This is a genomic window from Paenibacillus profundus (assembly GCF_021369635.1).
GTDB classification, from domain to species: Bacteria; Bacillota; Bacilli; order Paenibacillales; family Paenibacillaceae; genus Paenibacillus_B; species Paenibacillus_B profundus.
This window is the reverse complement of record NZ_JAJNBZ010000008.1, coordinates 1-19,974: the sequence shown is the minus strand read 5'-3', so window position 1 is coordinate 19,974 and position 19,974 is coordinate 1. Positions and strand designations below refer to the sequence as shown.

General features: G+C 49.7%; 19 protein-coding genes, 1 pseudogene and 1 riboswitch. Of the genes and pseudogenes, 4 read left to right on the top strand and 16 right to left on the bottom strand.

Features of this window, described 5'->3' with window-relative positions:
* Together LQV63_RS12260 and LQV63_RS12255 are read right to left on the bottom strand one after the other, a co-directional pair.
* A complete protein-coding gene (locus tag LQV63_RS12260) occupies nt 1-669 on the bottom strand; it encodes a potassium channel family protein (protein WP_233696932.1) in 669 nt (222 codons plus the stop codon).
* Between the two features lie 38 nt (nt 670-707).
* Nucleotides 708-2,066, bottom strand: coding sequence for a TrkH family potassium uptake protein (locus LQV63_RS12255; RefSeq protein WP_233696931.1), 1,359 nt, complete (start codon nt 2,064-2,066; stop codon nt 708-710).
* A gap of 59 nt (nt 2,067-2,125) precedes the next feature.
* Nucleotides 2,126-2,284, bottom strand: a riboswitch (cyclic di-AMP (ydaO/yuaA leader).
* 240 nt (nt 2,285-2,524) lie between these two features.
* Here LQV63_RS12255 and LQV63_RS12250 point away from each other — a divergent pair.
* Complete coding sequence (locus LQV63_RS12250; protein WP_233696930.1) at nt 2,525-4,216, top strand: CPBP family intramembrane glutamic endopeptidase; 1,692 nt, start codon at nt 2,525-2,527, stop codon at nt 4,214-4,216.
* 16 nt (nt 4,217-4,232) lie between these two features.
* A pseudogene (locus LQV63_RS31775) lies at nt 4,233-4,382 on the top strand (alpha/beta fold hydrolase); the annotation flags it as partial.
* A 58-nt stretch (nt 4,383-4,440) separates the two neighbouring features.
* Here LQV63_RS31775 and LQV63_RS12245 read toward each other — a convergent pair.
* The 5 genes from LQV63_RS12245 to trxA form a co-directional block, all read right to left on the bottom strand.
* A complete protein-coding gene (locus LQV63_RS12245) occupies nt 4,441-5,274 on the bottom strand; it encodes a phosphoenolpyruvate hydrolase family protein (RefSeq protein WP_019423716.1) in 834 nt (277 codons plus the stop codon).
* 20 nt (nt 5,275-5,294) lie between these two features.
* Nucleotides 5,295-6,503, bottom strand: a complete 1,209-nt coding sequence (locus tag LQV63_RS12240) for a Tm-1-like ATP-binding domain-containing protein (protein ID WP_233696929.1) — start codon at nt 6,501-6,503, stop codon at nt 5,295-5,297.
* 106 nt (nt 6,504-6,609) lie between these two features.
* Nucleotides 6,610-7,809 (bottom strand): phosphoenolpyruvate hydrolase family protein, encoded by a 1,200-nt coding sequence (locus LQV63_RS12235; RefSeq protein WP_019423718.1) that lies wholly within the window; start codon nt 7,807-7,809, stop codon nt 6,610-6,612.
* A gap of 97 nt (nt 7,810-7,906) precedes the next feature.
* A complete protein-coding gene (uvrC, locus tag LQV63_RS12230) occupies nt 7,907-9,955 on the bottom strand; it encodes an excinuclease ABC subunit UvrC (RefSeq protein WP_325175878.1) in 2,049 nt (682 codons plus the stop codon).
* A 173-nt stretch (nt 9,956-10,128) separates the two neighbouring features.
* Nucleotides 10,129-10,449 carry a thioredoxin gene (trxA, locus tag LQV63_RS12225; RefSeq protein WP_019423720.1) on the bottom strand — a complete coding sequence of 107 codons (321 nt, stop codon included), beginning with the start codon at nt 10,447-10,449 and terminating at the stop codon, nt 10,129-10,131.
* Nucleotides 10,450-10,695: 246 nt separating this feature from the next.
* On the opposite strand from trxA, the gene LQV63_RS12220 reads away from it, so the two are divergent.
* Nucleotides 10,696-10,845 (top strand): hypothetical protein, encoded by a 150-nt coding sequence (locus LQV63_RS12220; protein WP_019423721.1) that lies wholly within the window; start codon nt 10,696-10,698, stop codon nt 10,843-10,845.
* Between the two features lie 142 nt (nt 10,846-10,987).
* On the opposite strand, the gene LQV63_RS12215 is transcribed toward LQV63_RS12220, so the two are convergent.
* The 7 genes from LQV63_RS12215 to LQV63_RS12180 all read right to left on the bottom strand — a co-directional run bounded on the left by LQV63_RS12215 (nt 10,988) and on the right by LQV63_RS12180 (nt 17,549).
* Nucleotides 10,988-11,386 carry a hypothetical protein gene (locus tag LQV63_RS12215; RefSeq protein ID WP_019423722.1) on the bottom strand — a complete coding sequence of 133 codons (399 nt, stop codon included), beginning with the start codon at nt 11,384-11,386 and terminating at the stop codon, nt 10,988-10,990.
* 94 nt (nt 11,387-11,480) lie between these two features.
* Complete coding sequence (gene dnaI, locus LQV63_RS12210) at nt 11,481-12,437, bottom strand: primosomal protein DnaI (RefSeq protein WP_233696928.1); 957 nt, start codon at nt 12,435-12,437, stop codon at nt 11,481-11,483.
* A gap of 42 nt (nt 12,438-12,479) precedes the next feature.
* On the bottom strand, nt 12,480-13,997 hold the full coding sequence (locus LQV63_RS12205; protein WP_233696927.1) for a replication initiation and membrane attachment family protein: 1,518 nt from the start codon (nt 13,995-13,997) through the stop codon (nt 12,480-12,482).
* 130 nt (nt 13,998-14,127) lie between these two features.
* The gene (locus tag LQV63_RS12200) at nt 14,128-14,289 is read right to left on the bottom strand and encodes a hypothetical protein (protein WP_233696926.1); all 162 of its coding nucleotides are present in this window, start codon (nt 14,287-14,289) and stop codon (nt 14,128-14,130) included.
* Nucleotides 14,255-15,991, bottom strand: coding sequence for a ribosomal protection-like ABC-F family protein (gene abc-f, locus LQV63_RS31770; protein WP_325175877.1), 1,737 nt, complete (start codon nt 15,989-15,991; stop codon nt 14,255-14,257). The genes LQV63_RS12200 and abc-f overlap by 35 nt, the downstream gene beginning before the upstream one ends.
* A 449-nt stretch (nt 15,992-16,440) precedes the next feature.
* Nucleotides 16,441-17,145, bottom strand: coding sequence for an NAD(P)H-binding protein (locus tag LQV63_RS12185; protein WP_019423726.1), 705 nt, complete (start codon nt 17,143-17,145; stop codon nt 16,441-16,443).
* A 110-nt stretch (nt 17,146-17,255) separates the two neighbouring features.
* Nucleotides 17,256-17,549 (bottom strand): YuiB family protein, encoded by a 294-nt coding sequence (locus tag LQV63_RS12180; protein WP_019423727.1) that lies wholly within the window; start codon nt 17,547-17,549, stop codon nt 17,256-17,258.
* A 290-nt stretch (nt 17,550-17,839) separates the two neighbouring features.
* Here LQV63_RS12180 and hemQ point away from each other — a divergent pair, with 290 nt between their 5' ends.
* Complete coding sequence (hemQ, locus tag LQV63_RS12175) at nt 17,840-18,589, top strand: hydrogen peroxide-dependent heme synthase (protein ID WP_019423728.1); 750 nt, start codon at nt 17,840-17,842, stop codon at nt 18,587-18,589.
* Between the two features lie 142 nt (nt 18,590-18,731).
* On the opposite strand, the gene LQV63_RS12170 is transcribed toward hemQ, so the two are convergent.
* A complete protein-coding gene (locus LQV63_RS12170) occupies nt 18,732-19,463 on the bottom strand; it encodes a PrpF domain-containing protein (protein WP_233696925.1) in 732 nt (243 codons plus the stop codon).
* Between the two features lie 115 nt (nt 19,464-19,578).
* The coding region (locus tag LQV63_RS12165; protein WP_233696924.1) for a transposase at nt 19,579-19,974 on the bottom strand (396 nt) is incomplete at its 5' end.

Genomic DNA, 19,974 nt, shown 5'->3' with positions numbered 1-19,974 from the left:
TTATTTTTTCAACATAATCGATTCTTCGAAATCCTCAATTTGATTGTTGGTTCCGATCATGACCATAATGTCCCGCTCATCTAGGACAGCCTCGGCCGACGGGGCGATAATGATGCCTTCCGGCTTGTTGAGCGCGACGATGCTGCAGCCGAATCTGGCCCGCGGGTTCAATTCCTTCAGCGACATCCCCTGCATGCAGCCGGGTACACTGAGCTCAGCAATCGTATACTCCTTCGACAGCTCGATATAATCGAGCAAATTCGGAGACACAAGCTGATGGGCAACGCGGATTCCCATGTCTCGTTCGGGATAAATAACCCGATCTACGTCAAGCCGCTCAAGCACGCGGCCATGCAGGTCAGACAGCGCCTTGGCGACTACCTTCTTGACGCCAAGCTCCTTCATCTGAATACTGACCAGGATGCTCGTCTGGATGTCATCGCCAATCGCAACAATGGCGCAATCAAAGTTGCGAATGCCGAGCGAGCGGAGCACATCTTCATCCGTCGCATCCGCCACGACGGCATGGGTCACCATGCCCGTCATATCCGCAACTACCTCTTCATCTTTATCGATGCCCAGCACTTGATGTCCTAATCTGACTAGTTCCTTGGCAAGGCTCGATCCGAATCGTCCCATCCCGACTACTGCAAACTGCTGCAACTCCATAATAGCTATTAACTCCTTCATCCATTACTATTCTCTATTTACCCTATCGTAATCTTGCCTTCCGGATGGCGGTACAGTTCCCGCTCGCTCTTCGGTCCGAGCGCATAGGCCAGCGTTATCGGCCCCAATCGCCCGGCAAACATCGTCAAACATAGAAGCACCTTGCCGAAATCGGTCAAATCCGTCGTTAAGCCCATTGTCAAGCCGACCGTGCCGAAGGCAGACGTCGTCTCGAACAAAATCATAAGGAACGGATGGTCCTCTGTCGTCGATAATATCATCGAGACCATAATGACCAGGAATAATGCCAACAAGGTCAATGTAACGGCTTTGAATATTCTGTCCTTCGCCAAGCGATAGCGATAGATGACGATATCCTCTTTTCCCCGAATCATCGTAATGACCGCGCCGACAAGAATGGCGAACGTCGTTGTCTTGATCCCTCCCCCGGTTGAACCGGGTGAAGCCCCAATAAACATTAGTATGATCATAAAAAACTGGGAAGCTTGGCGCATGGCGCCGATATCGATGGTATTCGCGCCGGCCGTACGCGGGCTGACAGACTGGAACAAAGAAGCCCAGAACTGCTCCCACCCGCTTAAACCGGCGAGCGTGCGTGTATTGGTAAATTCAAATATGAATATAACGACTGTGCCGATAACAATAAGAAGTCCGGTCATTGTCAAAACAATCTTCGTATGCAGCGACAATTTGCGGGTACGGCGATAATCCACTACATCGGACAATACGATAAAGCCAATCCCGCCCAGTACGATGAGCAACATAGCCACTGTATTAATGACCGGATCTCCCACATAGCTCGTTAAGCTGGAGAACGGTCCGTACACCGAACCGAACAGGTCGAATCCGGCATTGTTGAACAATGACACCGCATGGAATATCCCGAAATAAATGGCTTGTCCGAGTGGCAGGTCGAACGCCCAACGCGTCGCAAACAGAATGGCGGCGGTTCCTTCGATACAGAAGGCAAACAGCAGCACCTTGCGGATAAGGCGGACAATTCCCTCCATGCTGCCTTGATTAAGCGCTTCTTGTAAAATAAGACGTTCCTTTAACGAAATTTTTTTTTTAAAAGCAAGCGCGAACAACGTCGCCATCGTCATGAAGCCAAGCCCGCCGACTTGAATGAGCAGCATAATGACCACTTGCCCGAACACCGTAAAGCTGGTGCCTGTATCGACCACAACTAGCCCGGTCACGCAGGTTGCTGATGTTGCTGTGAAAAACGCATCAACAAAAGACAGCGGCTGTCCGTTGGAATTTGATATCGGCAGCATAAGCAGAAATGCGCCTAATAAAATAATTAATGCAAATCCAACGACAAGTATGCGTGACGGCGTTAAATGTAAAATCCTGTTTTTCCTTGAAAGCTTCAAGGGGGTGTCACCTCTTTTTGTCCACGAAAAAAAGCACTGGAAATCCAATGCTATCGCTGGTATCCTGACGCACTTGCCTACGAGGTTAGCTGACGGATTCGGGCACGTTCAGGCTGCCCTATTCGCAGACGGTTCTTATGACCCGTCATACGCGAAATTCACCCCATTAATCGGTTCCCCCGCTTTCGTACATTGACGAAACTCGGCATGTATGCAATTCATAACGAGATTATATACGTTTCCCTACTCGCGCACAAAGTCAAAGATCGAACAAATTCAGTTGAATAGGCTGAAAAATAACGTTAAATAGCGCTTACAAAACCCCATTTTCTTGAAATGTATCGAGAACTCTTTCATTATCAAGGCGTAGCTTCATTCCTCTGCTGGACTTTACACAAATGAAGTGGATACAATAATAAAAGAGAACTGCGTATATACGACTAAATGGAGGAAAAAAGATGTCTTTTACCCATCAAGCACACCATGATGCTCATAATCAGGCTGCACCTTCTTATTACATAACCAAGTCTTTACTTATTGCTTCCATCGTTGGGTTCATAGTGTTTCTCACCGTGCAGGTTATTATTCCCTTACTGCAATTCGAGGTGAGCCCGGAGGAAGGCGCACAGGTCTCAATGATTACGAAGACGGAGGCGGCCGACAAGGCGATTCAGTACATGAAGCAGCAGTCTTGGCGATCCGAACTGACGATGCGAAGTGCTGACCCGACAGTCGTGTATCAGACGGATTCCACGCTGGCTGGATATATCAGCAAGGAGCGTTTGACGGAAGCCTTCCAGCCTTGGAGCCGCAAGGCTCCGTACGATAGGTATCAAGTCCTGCTCTCCGTTGTACGTGGAGGCCGCCCTGATGTGTTGAGCATCGATGTCAACATGACGAACGGCCAGATTATCGGCTTCAATTTCACCGGACGCCCGGCAACTGCCGCGGATGACTCCGTCGTCTCCCGAACGTTAGACTATCGCGCCGTGGCGGAACAGACCATAAAACAATTGGGCTGGTCATCATCCGAGTTGAACATTCAGCAAGAAAGCTTGAACAGCAAGGACGAAATGCGGGTCACGGTGCCCAAAGCCAAAGTTGGCGGCGCAACGCTTGACTTCGTCGTACACTTTCACAACAACGACGTCGTCACAGCCAAGCCAGTATGGGAGGTGCCGCTAAGCTATAAAACAGAGGAATTGCAGCAGACCGCCACCGCTTCGTCCATTTATAAAATTGGTTATACATGGATGTCGTTGCTGCTCAGCATTCTCGCGCTCGTCGCGTGCATTCGTTACCGCAAGCTTATCCGATTCCGCTCCGGTACGATAATCACACTGTCCATCGTCTCATGCGGAATCTCCCTGCTTCATATCTGGAACCTGCTGCCTGGCCTCATCTCGCTTCAATTCGGGGTGCCTGCCGCACAGATCCGTATGGAGTACGCTTTGATCGTCCAAGGCGGAATTACAGTGCTTCAGGGAGTGGTGCTCTATTTCTCCTTGCTAGCAGGCACACGCTTGTGGGATCAGTCTAAGCATCGGCGCTTGATGCCCACCTGGAGCAGTCCGGAGTTCGGTACAGTGCTGCCCCGTGCCTTCTGGCTCGGCACGGTCTATGCAGGGCTCTTGCTTGGAGTGCAGACGTTTATCTTCGCCGCCTTGGAGACGGGATTTGGCGCATGGTCGACGACAGATGCATCACAGTCTCCGCTTAACTTGAGGCTGCCGGCGCTTTATCCTCTGCTCGCTTGGATGGCTGCGATATCGGAAGAAGGCGTCTATCGCTGGTTCGGCACGGGACTGTTGCAGCGCTGGGTGAGAAATCCATGGATAGCTGGTCTCATCCCGACGCTCATCTGGGCTTTCGGACATGTCACTTATCCGATATTCCCGTTCTACTCCCGGCCGGTTGAACTGTTGATTATGGGTTTTATATTCTTGTACATCATGCTGAGGCACGGCTTCTGGACCGCATTGTTCGCCCACCTCATGCTGGATAATTTGCTGATGAGCATGTCTTACTTACTGGGAGGAACCGTGTCTGGCTCGACGCTCGGCGCGCTATACTTGATACTGCCGGTGCTGATTATATACGGCTTAAAGAATCTTCATCAACGCAAAGTGAACATGTTGCCCATGTCATAGAGCAAAACAGGCGGAGGTTGCTGCGGTCTCGCTATGGGATCTGATAAATGATACTTATGCGAACGTGAAGAAAGTGATTTTTGAGCATAGCGGACATAATCCGATGTTTGAGGAGCCCCATACTTTTGACAATCTAATAGCCGAATGGATGGGCAAGGGAGAGTAACTCTACAAAAACGTAAATAAGGGGAAACCTATGGCTTCCCCTGAAAAGTTTATAAATTCTACGATTTTAAATTAACACGTTTGAATGCTTCTGCTTGCTGTTTAATACCAACCTCTGTGGCAAACCGTTCAATACTTGAAGCACCGAAAAATCCATCCACACCTACGGTGTTGTCGAAAATATATTGAGCATCTTCCGGATCAGCAATCGGACCGCCATGACAAATGACCATAATATCTGGATTTACAGATTTGCCCGCATCGGTAATAGCTTGGATTTTCTTGGCGCAATCCTCAAGAGTCAATGCGGTTTTCGCGCCAATTGTTCCTTTTGTTGTCAAGCCCATGTGCGCTACCAAAATATCCGCACCCGCTTTAGCCATTTTAATAGCTTGTTCTTCATCAAATACATATGGGGTAGTAAGCAAATCAAGCTCGTGTGCTTTCCGAATCATATCAACCTCTAAATCATAGCCCATCCCGGTTTCTTCAAGGTTCGCTCTAAAGACGCCATCAATCAAGCCAACGGTCGGGAAATTTTGCACGCCTGCAAACCCTTGTTCTTTTAACTGCTTCAAGAAAACTTCCATCATTCTGAAAGGGTCTGTACCGCACACGCCTGCAAGCACTGGTGTATGCTTCACAACTGGCAATACTTCCGCTCCCATATCTACAACGATTTGGTTAGCATCCCCATAAGGCAATAATCCTGCAAGAGATCCCCGGCCAGCCATTCTATATCTTCCCGAGTTGTAAATAATGATTAAATCTACTCCGCCCGCTTCACCGCTTTTTGCAGAAATCCCCGTACCTGCTCCGGCTCCTAGAATCATTTCACCTTTAGCTACATGTTCTTTCAATTGGTTTATGATTTCTTGACGAGTTTGTTTCATTTTGCTTCCTCCTCATTTCTCTATTTCTGCATCAATTCGATTAACTTTTTAGCTGCCGCTAAAGCGAAATGTTTATCATTGATGTCATAGTCCAATTCAATGAGCTCTACGGCGTTTCGGTCAATATTATTTCTGAGCGTATCAAATAAGGCGCGATCCTCTTCTGCTCCATAGAAAGGCTGTCCTTCCACATCCAGCCCGGAAACACCCTTTAAAGGCAGCATTAATGCGGTTGGAGAGGTCGCCTTATTTAATTTTTCGGATATGATCTTGCCTATTTCTTTATTTTCTTGAACCGTCGTTCTCATTAAAGTCACGGTCGGGTTATGCTTGTAAAAAGTTCTATCCTGGAATTTCTCCGGCACCGTGTCGAACGGCCCGAAGTTGACCATATCCAATGCTCCTGTCGAAACAACTTGAGGCACACCAGAGCGCCCGGCTGCCTCGAGCCGATGCGGTCCTGCATTCAACACACCGCCTACCAGTTCGTCACACCATTCTGTTGTGGTGAGATCCAACACGCCATCGAAGAAATTAGATTCAATTAATCTTTCCATCGTTTTGCCGCCAGTACCTGTTGCATGGAACACAATCACTTCATACCCATGTGCCTCCAAGTACTCCCTAGCCTGGTTGACGCAAGGGGTTGTAAGCCCAAACATGGTAGCGGCTATAAGCGGTTTTTTTTCAACTTTATAATCGACCTCATATTTCACCATACCTGCAATCGCAAGGGCTGCATTGGTAAAGATTTTCGTTGAAATCGAGTTCAGCCCCGATACATCGACGATAGATGGATACATCATAATATCGCTAGTCCCTACATACTGCGAGACGTTCCCGGAAGCGACGGTAGACACCATTATTTTCGGCACACCTATTGGCAGCGCTCTCATTCCCGGCGTTACAATGGATGTGCCGCCGGTACCGCCAAAGGAGATGATTCCGTCGAATTTTCCTTCCGCATATAGTCTAGGAATTAGTTTTTCCATACCTTTTGCAAGAATTTCCGTTGCTAAAGATCTGTCTTTTTTGGAGGCGATTTCACGAATATCTGCATGAACTTCCTTGGCTACTTCCTCATTCGAAATATCTGGGACGAACATGGGCTCGAATACTCCACTGTGGATGGTAAGCGTATTCAACCCAAGACCTTGCAGAATATCTTTCACAAAAGAAAATTCTTTTCCTTTGGAGTCAAATGTTCCGACTATCGCAACTGTTTTCAATATAATGACCTCCTCGTAAAAGTGGAAGTATGAAGGACTACTAAGCCGGCTTACAATTCAAGTATAGAGTTTTATGTTTGATGATTCATGTAGATTTGTATGGTGTTTATGTGTTTTTGTACTGTCGTTGATACTCTCGGGGGGAAAGCCCCGTTTGTTTCTTGAACGTTTTACTAAAATGGGCGTAGTCATTATATCCCACAAGTTCGGAAACTTCAGATAACTCGATATGATTCTGTTTCATTAACTCCGTTGCTTTATTGATTCGAAACCTTGTTACATACTCAGGAAACGTACATCCAACTTCTTTTTTGAACAAATAACTTAAATATGTCCTTGAAATATGAGCTACCAAAGCCAGTTCTGCAAAAGAAATCTCATTCATGTAATTCGCAGCTACATACTCTTTAACGAATTGAACATAATCATAGTGCTTGGTCACACCCTCAAGCATTTTATGAAGGAGCTTGTCATGTTCAGTAAGTCCAACCTCCTTGAAATCGATAGCCGTTTTCGTAATCGCTGCTTCAGAAGGTATTCGTTCAAATGAAGAACCGCCCAAATACCCTACAGCTTCTGTATTATCATACATATACTTCACATCGGAAGGTGTATTGACTGGACCGCCATAGATCATCTTCAATACATCGGGATTTATTTCATCACAAGCACGAAAAATATCTCTCGCCATCTCTGCAGCAGCTTTTAAGGATAAAACTTTTTTCGCGCCCAAAATACCGCCTTTTGTAAAACCTAAATGAGCGCAAATGATATCTGCGCCAGCAGCAGCCATGTCTCGTGCCTGCTCTTGGTCAAACACAAAAGCAATCGAAAACAGATCTTTCTCATTCGCTATTCTGATCGCCTTAACTTCTGTTTCAAAACAATTCCCCTCTTCCTTCAAAGCCTCACCAAATTGGCCGTTCATTAATCCTACGGTTGGATAGTTATTTATTCCAGAAAAGCCCTTCATACGAATGGTTTCCATATAATCTTCTAAGTTAATGGTTGGATCAGTCGCACAGAGTCCAAAGATGACAGGAACGTCTCTTACGATAGGAATAATCTCTCTAGAGCCAAATTCCATAACTAGCTCGTTGCTGTTAGCAAATGGCAGTAATCCTCCAAGAGAGCTCAATCCCATCTGTCTAAAACGTCCTGAGTTCAAGGCTAAAATGAAATCAGCTCCGCCCTTTACCGCATATTTCGCTGTAATGCCTGCTCCAGACGCTACGCCAATAATATGTCCATTTGTTTTTATTTGTGCTTTTAGCTGATTCCTTATTGTATCGCGATCAAAATACACGAAAACACACCCTTTCGGACCCTCTCCCGAGGTAAAAATCCATCTAAACCTGAAAGCAGCTTTGCAGGAAGTTCCCCACAAAGCTGCCTTTGCTCACTTATTCTCTGCTCTTTTCTTCGTACGGCTCATCATCCGCAACAGCCTCGTGCTGTTCTTCCTCATCCCGCAGCGAGGACAATATCGTTCGCGCCAGCTTCTCGCCGATACCAACCTGACGGAAATCCTCGACCGCAGCCTCGCGTATTTTCTTCAAGGAACCGAAATGCTTCAGCAGCATCTTCCGGCGCTTCTCGCCGATGCCGGGAATGGAATCGAGCGCAGACGTAACCATCGATTTCGCCCGCCGCTCCCGGTGGAACGTAATGGCAAAGCGGTGCACTTCATCCTGAATGCGCTGCAGCAAATAGAACTCTTGGCTGTCGCGTCCAAGCGGAACGACTTCCGGCGGATCGCCAGCCATCAGCTGCGCCGTCTTATGCTTGTTGTCCTTCACCAAGCCGCATACCGGAATGGCTAAGCCCAGCTCGTTCTCGAGTACGTCCAAGGCGGCTGACATTTGGCCTTTGCCACCGTCAACCACGATCATATCAGGCTGCTCCAGCTGTTCCTTCAGCACCCGTTCATACCGTCTGCGAATCACTTCGCGCATCGTCTCATAATCGTCCGGACCTTGAACTGTCCGTACCTTGTACTTGCGGTATTCTTTCTTGGCCGGCTTGCCGTCGATAAATACGACCATCGCTGAGACCGGATCAGACCCTTGGATGTTCGAGTTATCAAACGCTTCGATGCGGCGTGCTGAGCCGATGCCAAGCGCAGCGCCGAGCCGTTCGGCCGCCCCCAGCGTCCGTTCCTCGCTGCGTTCAAGCAGCTTGAATTTCTCATCCAGCGTGACACGGGCATTCTCTATCGCCATGCCGATCATTTGCTTCTTCAAGCCTCGCTTAGGAATGTGAACCTTTACTTTCAGCCATTCCTGCAGTGCATCCGCGCCTGCTTTATTCTCCTCCGACACTTCAACATCAGTCACTGGCATAAGAGTTTCACTAGGCTCCGCAGCATCCACGGACTCCTCGGTTTCGACCGGATCGGGGTTCGGAAGCAGAATTTCCCTTGGAAGCGCTGGATTCTCACTGTAATACTGGGTAACGAAGGACATGAAATCGTCGTACGCATCGCCGTAAAACGGAAATTTCGTCGCATGGCGCTCGATCATTTTGCCTTGGCGGACATATAAAATCTGAACGCACATCCAGCCTTTGTCCACGGCAAAACCGAACACGTCCCGATCCAGTTGATCCGCCGTGTTAATATTTTGCTTCTCCATTATGGCTTGAATCGACATCAGTTGATCACGGAACTCTTTCGCCCGCTCGAACTGCAGCTCCTCTGCCGCTTCCTCCATTTTGCGACGCAGCTCTTTTTTAATTTCTTCATGACCGCCGCTCAAAAACTTGGAAATTTCCTGCACCATATCTTCGTACTCAGATTCGGTCACCTCATACTCACACGGCGCCAAGCATTGGCCGATATGGTAATACAAGCACACCCGATCTGGCATTGTGCTGCATTTGCGCAGCGGATACAAGCGATCGAGCAGCTTCTTCGTTTGTTGGGCGGCAAAGCCGTTCGGATAGGGTCCGAAATATTTGGCCTTATCCTTCAACACGCGCCGTGTCACTTCAAGCCGCGGATGGCGCTCATTCGTAATTTTTATATATGGAAACGTCTTGTCGTCTTTCAGCAACACATTATAACGAGGATGATGCTTCTTGATAAGGTTGCATTCCAATATAAGAGCTTCCATGTTGCTGGAAGTGACGATATATTCGAAGTCGCGAATTTCAGATACTAAGCGCTGCGTCTTGCCGTCATGGCTGCCGGAGAAGTAGGACCGGACCCGGTTCTTCAACACCTTCGCCTTGCCGACATAAATGATCGTGCCTTCCCGGTTCTTCATCAAATAACAACCTGGCTGATCCGGCAGCAGCGCAAGCTTGTTGTGGATGCGCTCTAACGATTGTCCCCGCTCGGTAAGCTCTTCCGGTGTCATTTCCGTTTCCTCTTCCGGAGCATAGCGTTCGTTCCAGCGCTCTTTCCAGCGCTCGGCACGCCAATTGGATTGATTCATATCACTGTCGCTCATCGTCCTCCCCCCTCTCTCGTTACTTTTCTATTCTCTATTGTATACGAGCACAAGCAGAAGAAAAAGCCCTCCCGAATCGGGAAGGCTTGGCAGCATAACGCTAGGTAGTGCCGTTGCTTTACAAATTACAAAAGGAACAACCGGATACGGGTTGTCCTCCGTAGCGCAAATCTTTATTGATGCTTGCCAACCAAGTTCTTCAGTGCATCCTTGGAATTCACACCAACCACTTTATCTACAGGCTGGCCATCTTTGAATACGATGATGGTAGGGATGCTCATAACGCCAAAGCGGGACGCGGATTCTGGATTCTCATCCACGTTTACTTTTGCAATCGTCGCTTGGCTGCTGATTTCGCCGTCCAATTCATCCAAGATAGGAGCTAACATTTTACAAGGACCGCACCAAGGCGCCCAGAAATCGACCAATACAACGCCTTCTTGACCTTCAACTTCAGTCTTGAACGTCTGGTCGGATACGTTAACGATAGCCATAATAAGGTTCCTCCTTTATGGTGAAAAGCTTGCAATCTGAGTCAACATGTAAAGTATACCACAGTTCGCTGTTTTATGTGAAATTGAACGGGATTTTTGTTCCCATTTTGTCACACGATAAGGAGGCCCGCTCTTTACAGTCCTGCCGCAGTTCGATATACTATAAGCGGATAATTGGGTTAAAATACCTGTCTATGCTGTGATGTGCATCATAGCATTAAGACACGACAGATGGGAGGACCCGCAATGGAAGCAAGAAGCATCGACCCGCGCCAACATGTGAACGAAGAACCACGCAACGATTTTTCAGATTTGATGTTCGGGTTCGGCGCCATGACCGGATTTATGTTCGTCGTCTTTTTCGGCATGGTGATTGTGAAGTTCATCCTCTCGTAGCGCTCATTCACCGTTCTGAAGCACGACGGGCGACTTGTCTTCGCTGATATAAGCCCAACGCGAACAAAGTCCGGCCCGCTTTATAGCGGCCGGACTTTGTTTCGTGTTGCTGGCATGGTGTAAGAACTGTACGGTTATTTCTCTACAGACGAACCCACACGTACCCGAGCCACGTATGAACTTGGCCCCACTTCTGGCCCTTTGCGTCCGTTTCTGTCCGTTCCACGTATATCGTTTGCGCTTCCAGTGAGCCAATGGACTCACCGCCGACTGCACGGTAAAAGACGATGCTTTTGGTCAGGTCCACGCGGATTTCCGGCTCCTTCACGGAAACGACCGTTTGTTCCGGAACTGCCGGCTCTTCGATGTCCGTAGTCGTTTGCGCCTCATCCGCCGTCCCCGTAACTTCACTCGTAACGGATGTGCTCGCTGCATCGGAAGCAGCCGCTGTCTGAGCGGAAGCAGGCAATGCCCACGCGCCGACCATCAATGCCGCCATCAAGCCGCAAATCATTTGCTTGCGTAAAAATTTCGAATTCACAATAATTCCTCCCTGTTGAAAAAACATACTGCCTTTACATTATACATGGAGGCTGTAATTTTTTGTAACGCACATCCATATGCAAATATTGTAATTACGAATCTGCTTGGCCCCGCTTATTTCTTCCATCCACTTGAACAACATTCACAAACGGGCGGATGCGATTCATCAATCGTTCGGCTTTATGAATGTCCTCACCCTCGCGCGTATAGCTGAAATGCTTCAATAGCGCGTCCATATCGTAGTTCGACGTATAGAAGGTCGGCTTGCGATTCATGCGGTAATTCAAGATGGAACCGAGAACGTGATCGCGAACCCACGGCGTTATGTTCTCTGCCCCAATATCATCAAATACGAGCAAATCCGTATCCTTCATCATTTCGATCGTATCGCGCAGCCTCTGCGGCTCCTGGAACATCGATTTCAGCTCTTCCACGAACTCCGGCATATATACGATGACACCCGTACAATCGGCGCGTGCGAGCTCATATAAGATGTAGCTCATCAGAAACGTCTTGCCCGTGCCGAATGGACCGACCAAATAGAGACCGTGCGGCTGCAAGCCGTTTTTCTTTGTGTGCTCGATATATTCAATGATCGCCAAGACGGCATCGCTGCGCTCGATATCGTTCTCCAAAATTTCCGAAGCCGAGTATCCTTGCTTCAACGCCGTTTCATCCACATAGAAGGAACGTACTCGATTCTGAATGGATTGCTGCCGTTCAAAGGAAATGAGCTTCTTGCACGGCACTTTGCGATCGTAGACGAGCGCATGGCCATTCACCGTCTCGGCACTCAGCTTCGTATAATGGCCGCGAAAGTCATTAGGGCAGTTCTCTAAGCCCGGACATTGCATGCAGCGTCGATATTCCGTCACATACTGGTACAATTTATTCAAATTAATGCGAAGGCTGCGGTCATCCAGCTCGGGATACTTCGTTCGAAATTGAACGATGAGCGGGTCATTCAACAGCTCCGTCATTTTCTGTTCTGCTTGTGCTCTCCGGCTGCTAACCGGCAGCTGCTTCAATATGTCCCCGATAGATTCCATTCGCTACACCTCCACATTCTTATATCCACACAGCTACTCGCGCTATACTCGTCCTTCGTCCAAGCGCCGTGCCAGATCCCGTGCGCGCTGCAGCTCCTCGGGAGTTAGCTTGGCGCCGCCGGTTCCCGTGCGCTGAACGACTGGAATCGCTGGTTTGGCCGTCTTGTTGTACCGGCTGCGCGAACGCGGTGACTTCGCAGAATCTGAACCGCCTGTACGGGATCGGTCCGCATCATTCACTTGAGCTTGCTGTCGAATATACATGACCGCCTGCTCGTAAGTGCCCACCTGCTTCACGAGCATGTTCGACACGATTGCCTCGACAAAATTCCGGTTCAACCGTTGTTCCGCTCCTTGAACGAGCATCGTCATTAAATAATGAATAAGGACATTAATCACTTCGTCCGACATCTTATAATTCAGGTCCATTTTGGTAAACATATCAAGGAATGAATCTGGAACGGCACCCGGGAAAAACTTCTCCAACATCAGTGTATACGGCGTATTGCGAAGCATCATATTGTATTGGTGAACATCGCACTTGTCGCGGAATTGCGGCGGAACCTCAACATAGAACTCCATCTGCACCGCCACTTCCTGTTCGTGTGCTTCCTCCGGCTGCGAGCTCTGTTCGATCCGGCTCTGTTCCCGCTCCCGCCATTCACTGCGCCGCTTATTTTGGCGAAAATGCAAATGGGCGCGATGCTGCATCTCTTCGAGCGCAATGGAACCCTCTGCAGTGAACACCCCCTCTTCATCCAATAGACGGCACGTCTCCTGCAGCGTGAGCTCGAACTTCCGCACCACATAATTAATCATGCCCATTCCCTCTTTGTCATAGCGCAGCTGCTCTACAAATCTACGATTTAGCGATTGCTTCGGAAAGCGGGTAATAATGTCGGCATAATTCAAATCCTGTGCGTCCGGCTTCTGAGCGAACTGGGCAGACTGCGCCGAACGGCTCGGTGCGACCTCTTGCAGCGCTTGTTCCAGTTCAAAATCGATCACTTGCGTATTCAAACGGAACAGCTCGTAGAAAGGAACGGATATATCTTCCCTATGCGCATCCCATGAGGCAAGATCGAACGGCTCGCTTGTGCAGAACTGCTCCCTTAACGAGAGGACAGCATATTTCCCCACCTTATCCCGCAACAGCAGCGTTAAATGCTGTGTCTCAAAAAAATCATTAGGTGATAGTGGAGGCTGCAGCTCGTATTCGTACAAGCATTCGTCCATATCCGCCAGCATGATGCGCGAGGTCTGCAGCAGTCCGACTGCTTCCAGCTTGGAGGTCTGCTCGACAAAATACGTTCTTCCCTTCTCGCTTGGTTCCAATCCAAGCAGCATAAATAGACGCCGCTGCGCGTCAATGCCAGAGTATCCGGTCCGATCGGCTGCAACGTGCTGATGCAGAAGATGATACATTCCGATTGCGAATGCTCCGACCATCGGTTGATACACATGGGAAAGCATCTTCAGATCCAATTCGCTCAAGCTGAATTCCCGGTAAGTCACATACCGATGGTGTTCCGTAAAATGGTGCATATTTGACATCCGCATCGTATTCTCTCCTTCTCCTCCCGAACAAATCATGTTTTCCTATTGTATCATAAAAAGAGCCGGCCCGTCCGACAAAATCGTGGTAACTGCGGACGGTACCGACTCATAGATTTGCTATCAACAAATGCGTTTAAGACTGGATCAGCAACGCATATATCGCTTGTGGTTCCGCCAGTGTCTGCGCATCCTGCAACACATCACCCGGCCTCGATCCGCGATATCGCTTACCGTCATCATGGAGCGGAATTCGATTCCACTCACAACTGTCGGCGCCGTTCCAACAATTCCGCATATCGGCGCTCCAACTCCTCGACCGCATCATCCTTGCGCGGAGCCGACAATCGGGCTAGCAGCTCCGCCCATTCAAGCTCCAGCTTCATGCGCTCTTCCGCGGACAATGACAGGACGCTATCCGATTGAACCTCCGCTGCGGAAGCAGCCTCGGGACTGCGCTCACCGTTCGCATTCAACCGCAGCCGCTCGCGCAGCGCTTCGATCGTCAGCCAATCCAACGTGCCGTTGTTGAACACGATGGCATGCGTAGCCGTCCGATCCATTAACGTGCGGTCATGTGTGGCAAAGACAAGCGTGCCGGGATACGCCTTCAGGACTCGCTCCAACTCTTCGCGTGTGTCGATATCTAAATAGTTCGTCGGCTCATCCAATAACAGCACGTTCGCTTCGCTCATGAACATTTTGGCAAGCTGCGTCTTCACCTTCTCGCCGCCGCTCAATTGCCATACCGGCTTCAAGGCGTCGTCCCGGCGCAGCCGAAGCCGCGCCAACGTCGTACGTACGGAAGTCTGATCATAAGCGCTCGACTTCAGGACATTATCAAGCACGCTCTCTTGCAAGTTCAAGGCGTACAGCTTCTGATCGTAATACGCAATGCGGGCGCTCGGCGCGTAACGGATCACCCCAGCTCCCTCCGCATGCCGCTCCGTATCCTGCCCGTGGGCTTCGTACGCCTCCAATAAGCGGCGAAGCAGCGTGGTCTTCCCCGCTCCATTCGGCCCGATTAGCGCTACTCGCATGTGCGGCCGTATGCGAAAGGCCCCGTCACGCACCAATTCGCGCTCCTCTACGCTGAGCCGAAGCCCCTGCGCTTCTAGCGCACTCTTGCTTCGAAGCGGCGCATGGCAATTCGCGTCGAACAGCACCGGCGCAAGCTCGAACGGCTGCTCGACGACCTTCAACTGCTCCAGCCGTTTCTCCATCGTTTTGACCGTCTTCTCGACCTTCGACTGTTTGCGGTTAAAATGCGGACGAGCCGAACGAATCTCCTTGCTCGTCAATCCTTTCTTGGACCTAGGCTTTCCGACCTTATGGGCGTGTGTCTTCTTCTCCACTATCGCCTCCTGCAATCGCTGCCGCTCCGCCACATAATTCTCGTAGGCACGCTGTCGTTCGATCCGCAGCCGCTCCTTCTCTCTGCGGTAATCCTCATAGCCTCCGCTATAGATATGAACCGCTTCATTCTCCACTTCCCATATTTTCGTAGCGACACGGTTCAGAAGCGTCCGATCATGGGAAATGAAGAGCAGCGTCCCGTTCCGCGCATAATCGATGAGGCGTTCCTCCAGCCACTCCAAGCCCTCTACATCCAGATGGCTTGTTGGCTCATCGAGCAGCAACAGCTCCGCTCCGCCGTTCGCCGCTTCGTTCAGACGGCGCTTCGTCCGTTCACCTCCGCTGAGTGTCACTTCCTCCGCCTCTTCTTCCCTCACATCGTCAAGCTGCGGCACGAAGGATGAGGAGACGTCGCATTTCACATAGCCTGCGTCCGGCTCAAGTATCCCTGCCAGCATTCGCAGGAGCGTAGTCTTGCCCACTCCGTTCGCTCCGATTAGACCGATGCGCTCGCCCGCATAAACGCGCAGCGGGTCCTGTAATCGGAACAAGCGGCGGTCGCCGACGTAGGCAGCAAGTTGATGCGCCTCCATGACAAGGCGCCCGGACACCTCCGGCGTCTTCGTTGTATATCTTTCATTCATAAAAAAACCTCCCTGGTTTACCCAGAGAGGATAGCGTTTCACGGCAATAAGCTTGCAGAAATTGCACAATAGAGAGAATGGGAGCACCTCATCGCCAGACGCCAAAGGAATCATCTGTCGCTGACGCGAAAGATGCCGCTAAGCAGCTTACGACGCATATCCATTCGTACAAGAATGAACATACGAGGAGCCACCGGCTTCATGTCCGCTGAATGTGCGGTTCACCTTCTCAATCGTTCTACATGCTTATATATAACGGCCGATACAACCTGCTAAATGGGCAGATCTATCCTCTCTGAACGTACATTTTGAAATCATAATGCTGTCAAAATGATTCGCTGAGTTCGGATTAGTTGTCCATCGCGGTGTGTACCTTGCCCTTTCATTCAGAATCAACTTGCATCTGTCGATGCAATCATGTTTATTGTATTCGATCGCAATCGTTATTGTCAAAATGCATTTACGGGCAGAGGGGCGATGCAATCCGATAGAATGACATGCACCCCTGGCTGCGGTTGCTTCGCGGCCGCGACCATCCCTTCCGCGACCACACTTGCCGGAATGGCGCGATACTGCTTCAAGGGCCCGAGCTTGAAGATGGGATCCAGGAGGCGCATGGCAATCGCACCCCATTGCTCACCGGTACGGCGTTCATTCCGATCGCCCAGCAAGAGCGAAGGCCGGAAGAAATAGATGCTGTCATATGGCAGACCGGAGAGCGCCGCTTCCACTTCGCCCTTCGTACGGCTGTAGAACACGTTCGAACGCGGATCCGCCCCCATGGCTGTAATGACGTACATTCGTTTGGCGCCAGCCTCTGCAGCCAGCTTAGCTGCTTCCAGCGGGTATTCGTAATCAACGCGGCGGAACGCTTCGCGCGACTTCGCTTTCTTTATCGTCGTTCCTAAGCAGCAGAACAGCTCATCCACACCCAAGAATGACTGTCTGGATGCCTCCAACTGGTCATAGTTCACGACATGCCATTCCAGCTTCGCATGCTCGAACCAAGACGCCTCGCCTTGCTCTGGCATACGGCGCACAAGCGCAATCAGCTTGTGAACTTGTGCATCCTCCGCGAGCTTGCGCACCAATTCCCGCCCTACCAGCCCCGTTGCTCCAACCACTAGAGCCGTTCGCCCCTTTTGAGCGTTCATCGTTGTCGCCACCTCACCCTTCTCATCTTTAAATAAAGAAAGGAACCCATCCCATTCATAGATGCGTCCCCCCTTTTTTGACAATTCCATTCACAGTGCACACTCAATTTTTAGAACATCTGGTAGCCGCTCTTGCGCAAGAAATAAATCGTCTTCCCGCTAATGTAAGCTCCGGCCAACCCGGCCACCGCCGTCAAATAATCGACTACCCCGAAGCTCGCGACATTTTCCAGGAAGGTATTGTCCTGCTTCCACAGCATAATAACGGTAGCTGGCAGCACAATCACAATATAGAAGCCGATCGGAAACCAAGTCGTCTTCATCAACATATTGAGAATGAAACCGATACCGAACATCATGACAAAGAAGAGCACCATCAAAATGATGACCATAATCCAGCCCATCTGTAATCATCCCCCTGTATCCATCTGCAGGTCTATTTTCGCCACTCTATTATCCATAATTCGCTAATTTGCTGAATAGTCTTAGTGTACTTGTACACTTGTGAAAAATCAACGAACATTCAGTGACATTCGTCACGTCGAAGTTGCTCATATGATAACAAATGAGCTACAATGGCTTTGAGTAATGGCTAATCGTATCGATTGTGTTTAACAATCTTTTAGAGGTTATTCAAAAAGGTCCCTATGACCTTTTTGAATACGTACTTTATTAAATAACGGAGGATAACGACATGAATGAAGCGGCATTAACGCTAGACGGTTGGTATGCGCTCCATGATTTCCGCACGATCAACTGGACACAGTGGAAGAAAGCTGACGATGAAGAGCGCGCTCATGCGCTGGAAGAGCTTCATGCGCTGTGGTCCAATTGGACCCAGACAGAGAATGACAAGAAGGGCAGCACGGCGGTATACAGCATTGTCGGCCAGAAAGCAGACTTCGTCATTTTCCATCTGCGTGAAACGTTAGAAGAGCTCAACGAGCTGGAAAATGAATTGAACAAAACGTCCTTTGCCCAGTATACGACTCCTACCTACTCTTATGTAAGTATTGTCGAACTGAGCAATTACTTGGCGAAGCCGGGTTCCACGGAAGATCCGATGGATAATCCGGAAGTCATCGCCCGGCTTAAGCCGATTCTGCCGAAGAGCAAGCACATCTGCTTCTATCCGATGAACAAGAAGCGTGATTTGGCGGATAACTGGTACATGCTGTCGATGGAGGACCGCCGCGCGATGATGCGCAGCCACGGCATGATTGGCCGCAGCTACGCGGGGAAAGTGAAGCAAATCATCTCCGGTTCCATAGGCTTGGACGATTGGGAGTGGGGCGTAACACTCTTTAGTGATGATGCGCTGCAGTTCAAAAAGCTGATTTATGAAATGCGTTTCGATGAAGTAAGCGCGCGCTTCGGCGAATTCGGTTCCTTCTACGTTGGGAATTTGCTCACACCGGACAAGCTGAACGAAATGATGAAGTAAGTTATAGTTCTTTCTATGCCGCGCGGCGAGAGTGGAGACCGGGAAGCCCGAGGGCGGCCCGGTTTTTTTATCTGACGGCTACTGCCGTTTCCCCGTCACTATACCCGGCATGCCCGACACACAGCCAACGCGGGGAGGCCGCTTAACCATGAGCTGCCAGCACCGATACCGGAATATACGCCTCTCCTTCCATTAATCTTCTGGCGGTTCTGCCGCAAGCCGCACGAATTACATGCCAATCCGTTTCTTTCCTTTCGACAACAGCCTCCGCATACATTGTGCCTGACGGATGTCCTATACGTACAGTAGAGCCGGAGGACGATGTTAAGAGGCTAGGAATGGTTCCCGGTATTTGACAAGCTGCCGCTAACGCCATGGCTCCCCCGACAGCGTGTGCTTTGTGCAGCGCCCCCATGGAGATATAACGCGATAAAATATCGATGTCCTCCGCTTGAACCGCTTGATTCGTTAACGTGATATAATCCGTCGTCTGTGCGACCATGACGATTTTGGGGAGCGAATGCGTCGTCGGTCTGACTGATTCTTGGGGCCGGATCAGTCCGGCGAGAATTCCGCCCTTCACGCGAATCTGCTCCAAGGTATCTAACAGCTCTGCATTGCTGTTAATTGGATACTGGAGTTCCGTACCTTTAACACCCACATCTTGCGCTCTTACAAATACAATGGTATTGACGCAGTCAACGACACTGATTTCAAAACGCCTTCCGTCTTTAATTTGCACCGTGTCGATCGCATTGCCTGACGGCAGCATTTTTCTCGTGAAAGTGCCGCCCGAATCGAGAAAGTTCAACATGATCTTGGAAGATAATCCGGGAACGCCTGCGATTGAAAAATTGCCTTCATATTTGAGCATTTTGCATAATTCCAAATCTGGGTGAAGTGCAGAGAGAAGTGCTCAACGTCTCGACGCAGGACCGTATGCTTTCAGAAAATGGACAGACCTCCAGAATTTTTGGAGCTTGAGCTTTTTAAGCGGCGGCTTGCTTTCTTCTCGAAGCAGCTGAAAGTGCGGATACGAGAAGAACAATGGCATTCAAGTACTGATGCGTGGTGACTTTTTGAATGCCCCAGACATGCAGACGATCCGCGGTTAAATACGTTTTCATTCGGGAGTTACAGCGTTCCACGCTGGTTCGTTCGTTGTAAAGTTCTTTCCATCGTTTGGTATCCCGATGCGGATGGCTGAATCGTCTCAAGTCTTCCTTGGTATCGACTTTGACTACCATGCCGTAGTTGGACGACGAGCAAGCGGTCATACCTAGTGGACAATCGACTTTGCCTGTGGCGTGTGGACAACGAAACTTTAAGTAGTCGCCGTCAGCGCCCCAGTAAGTCATCGCGAACCCCATCGAACAGCAGGGCGT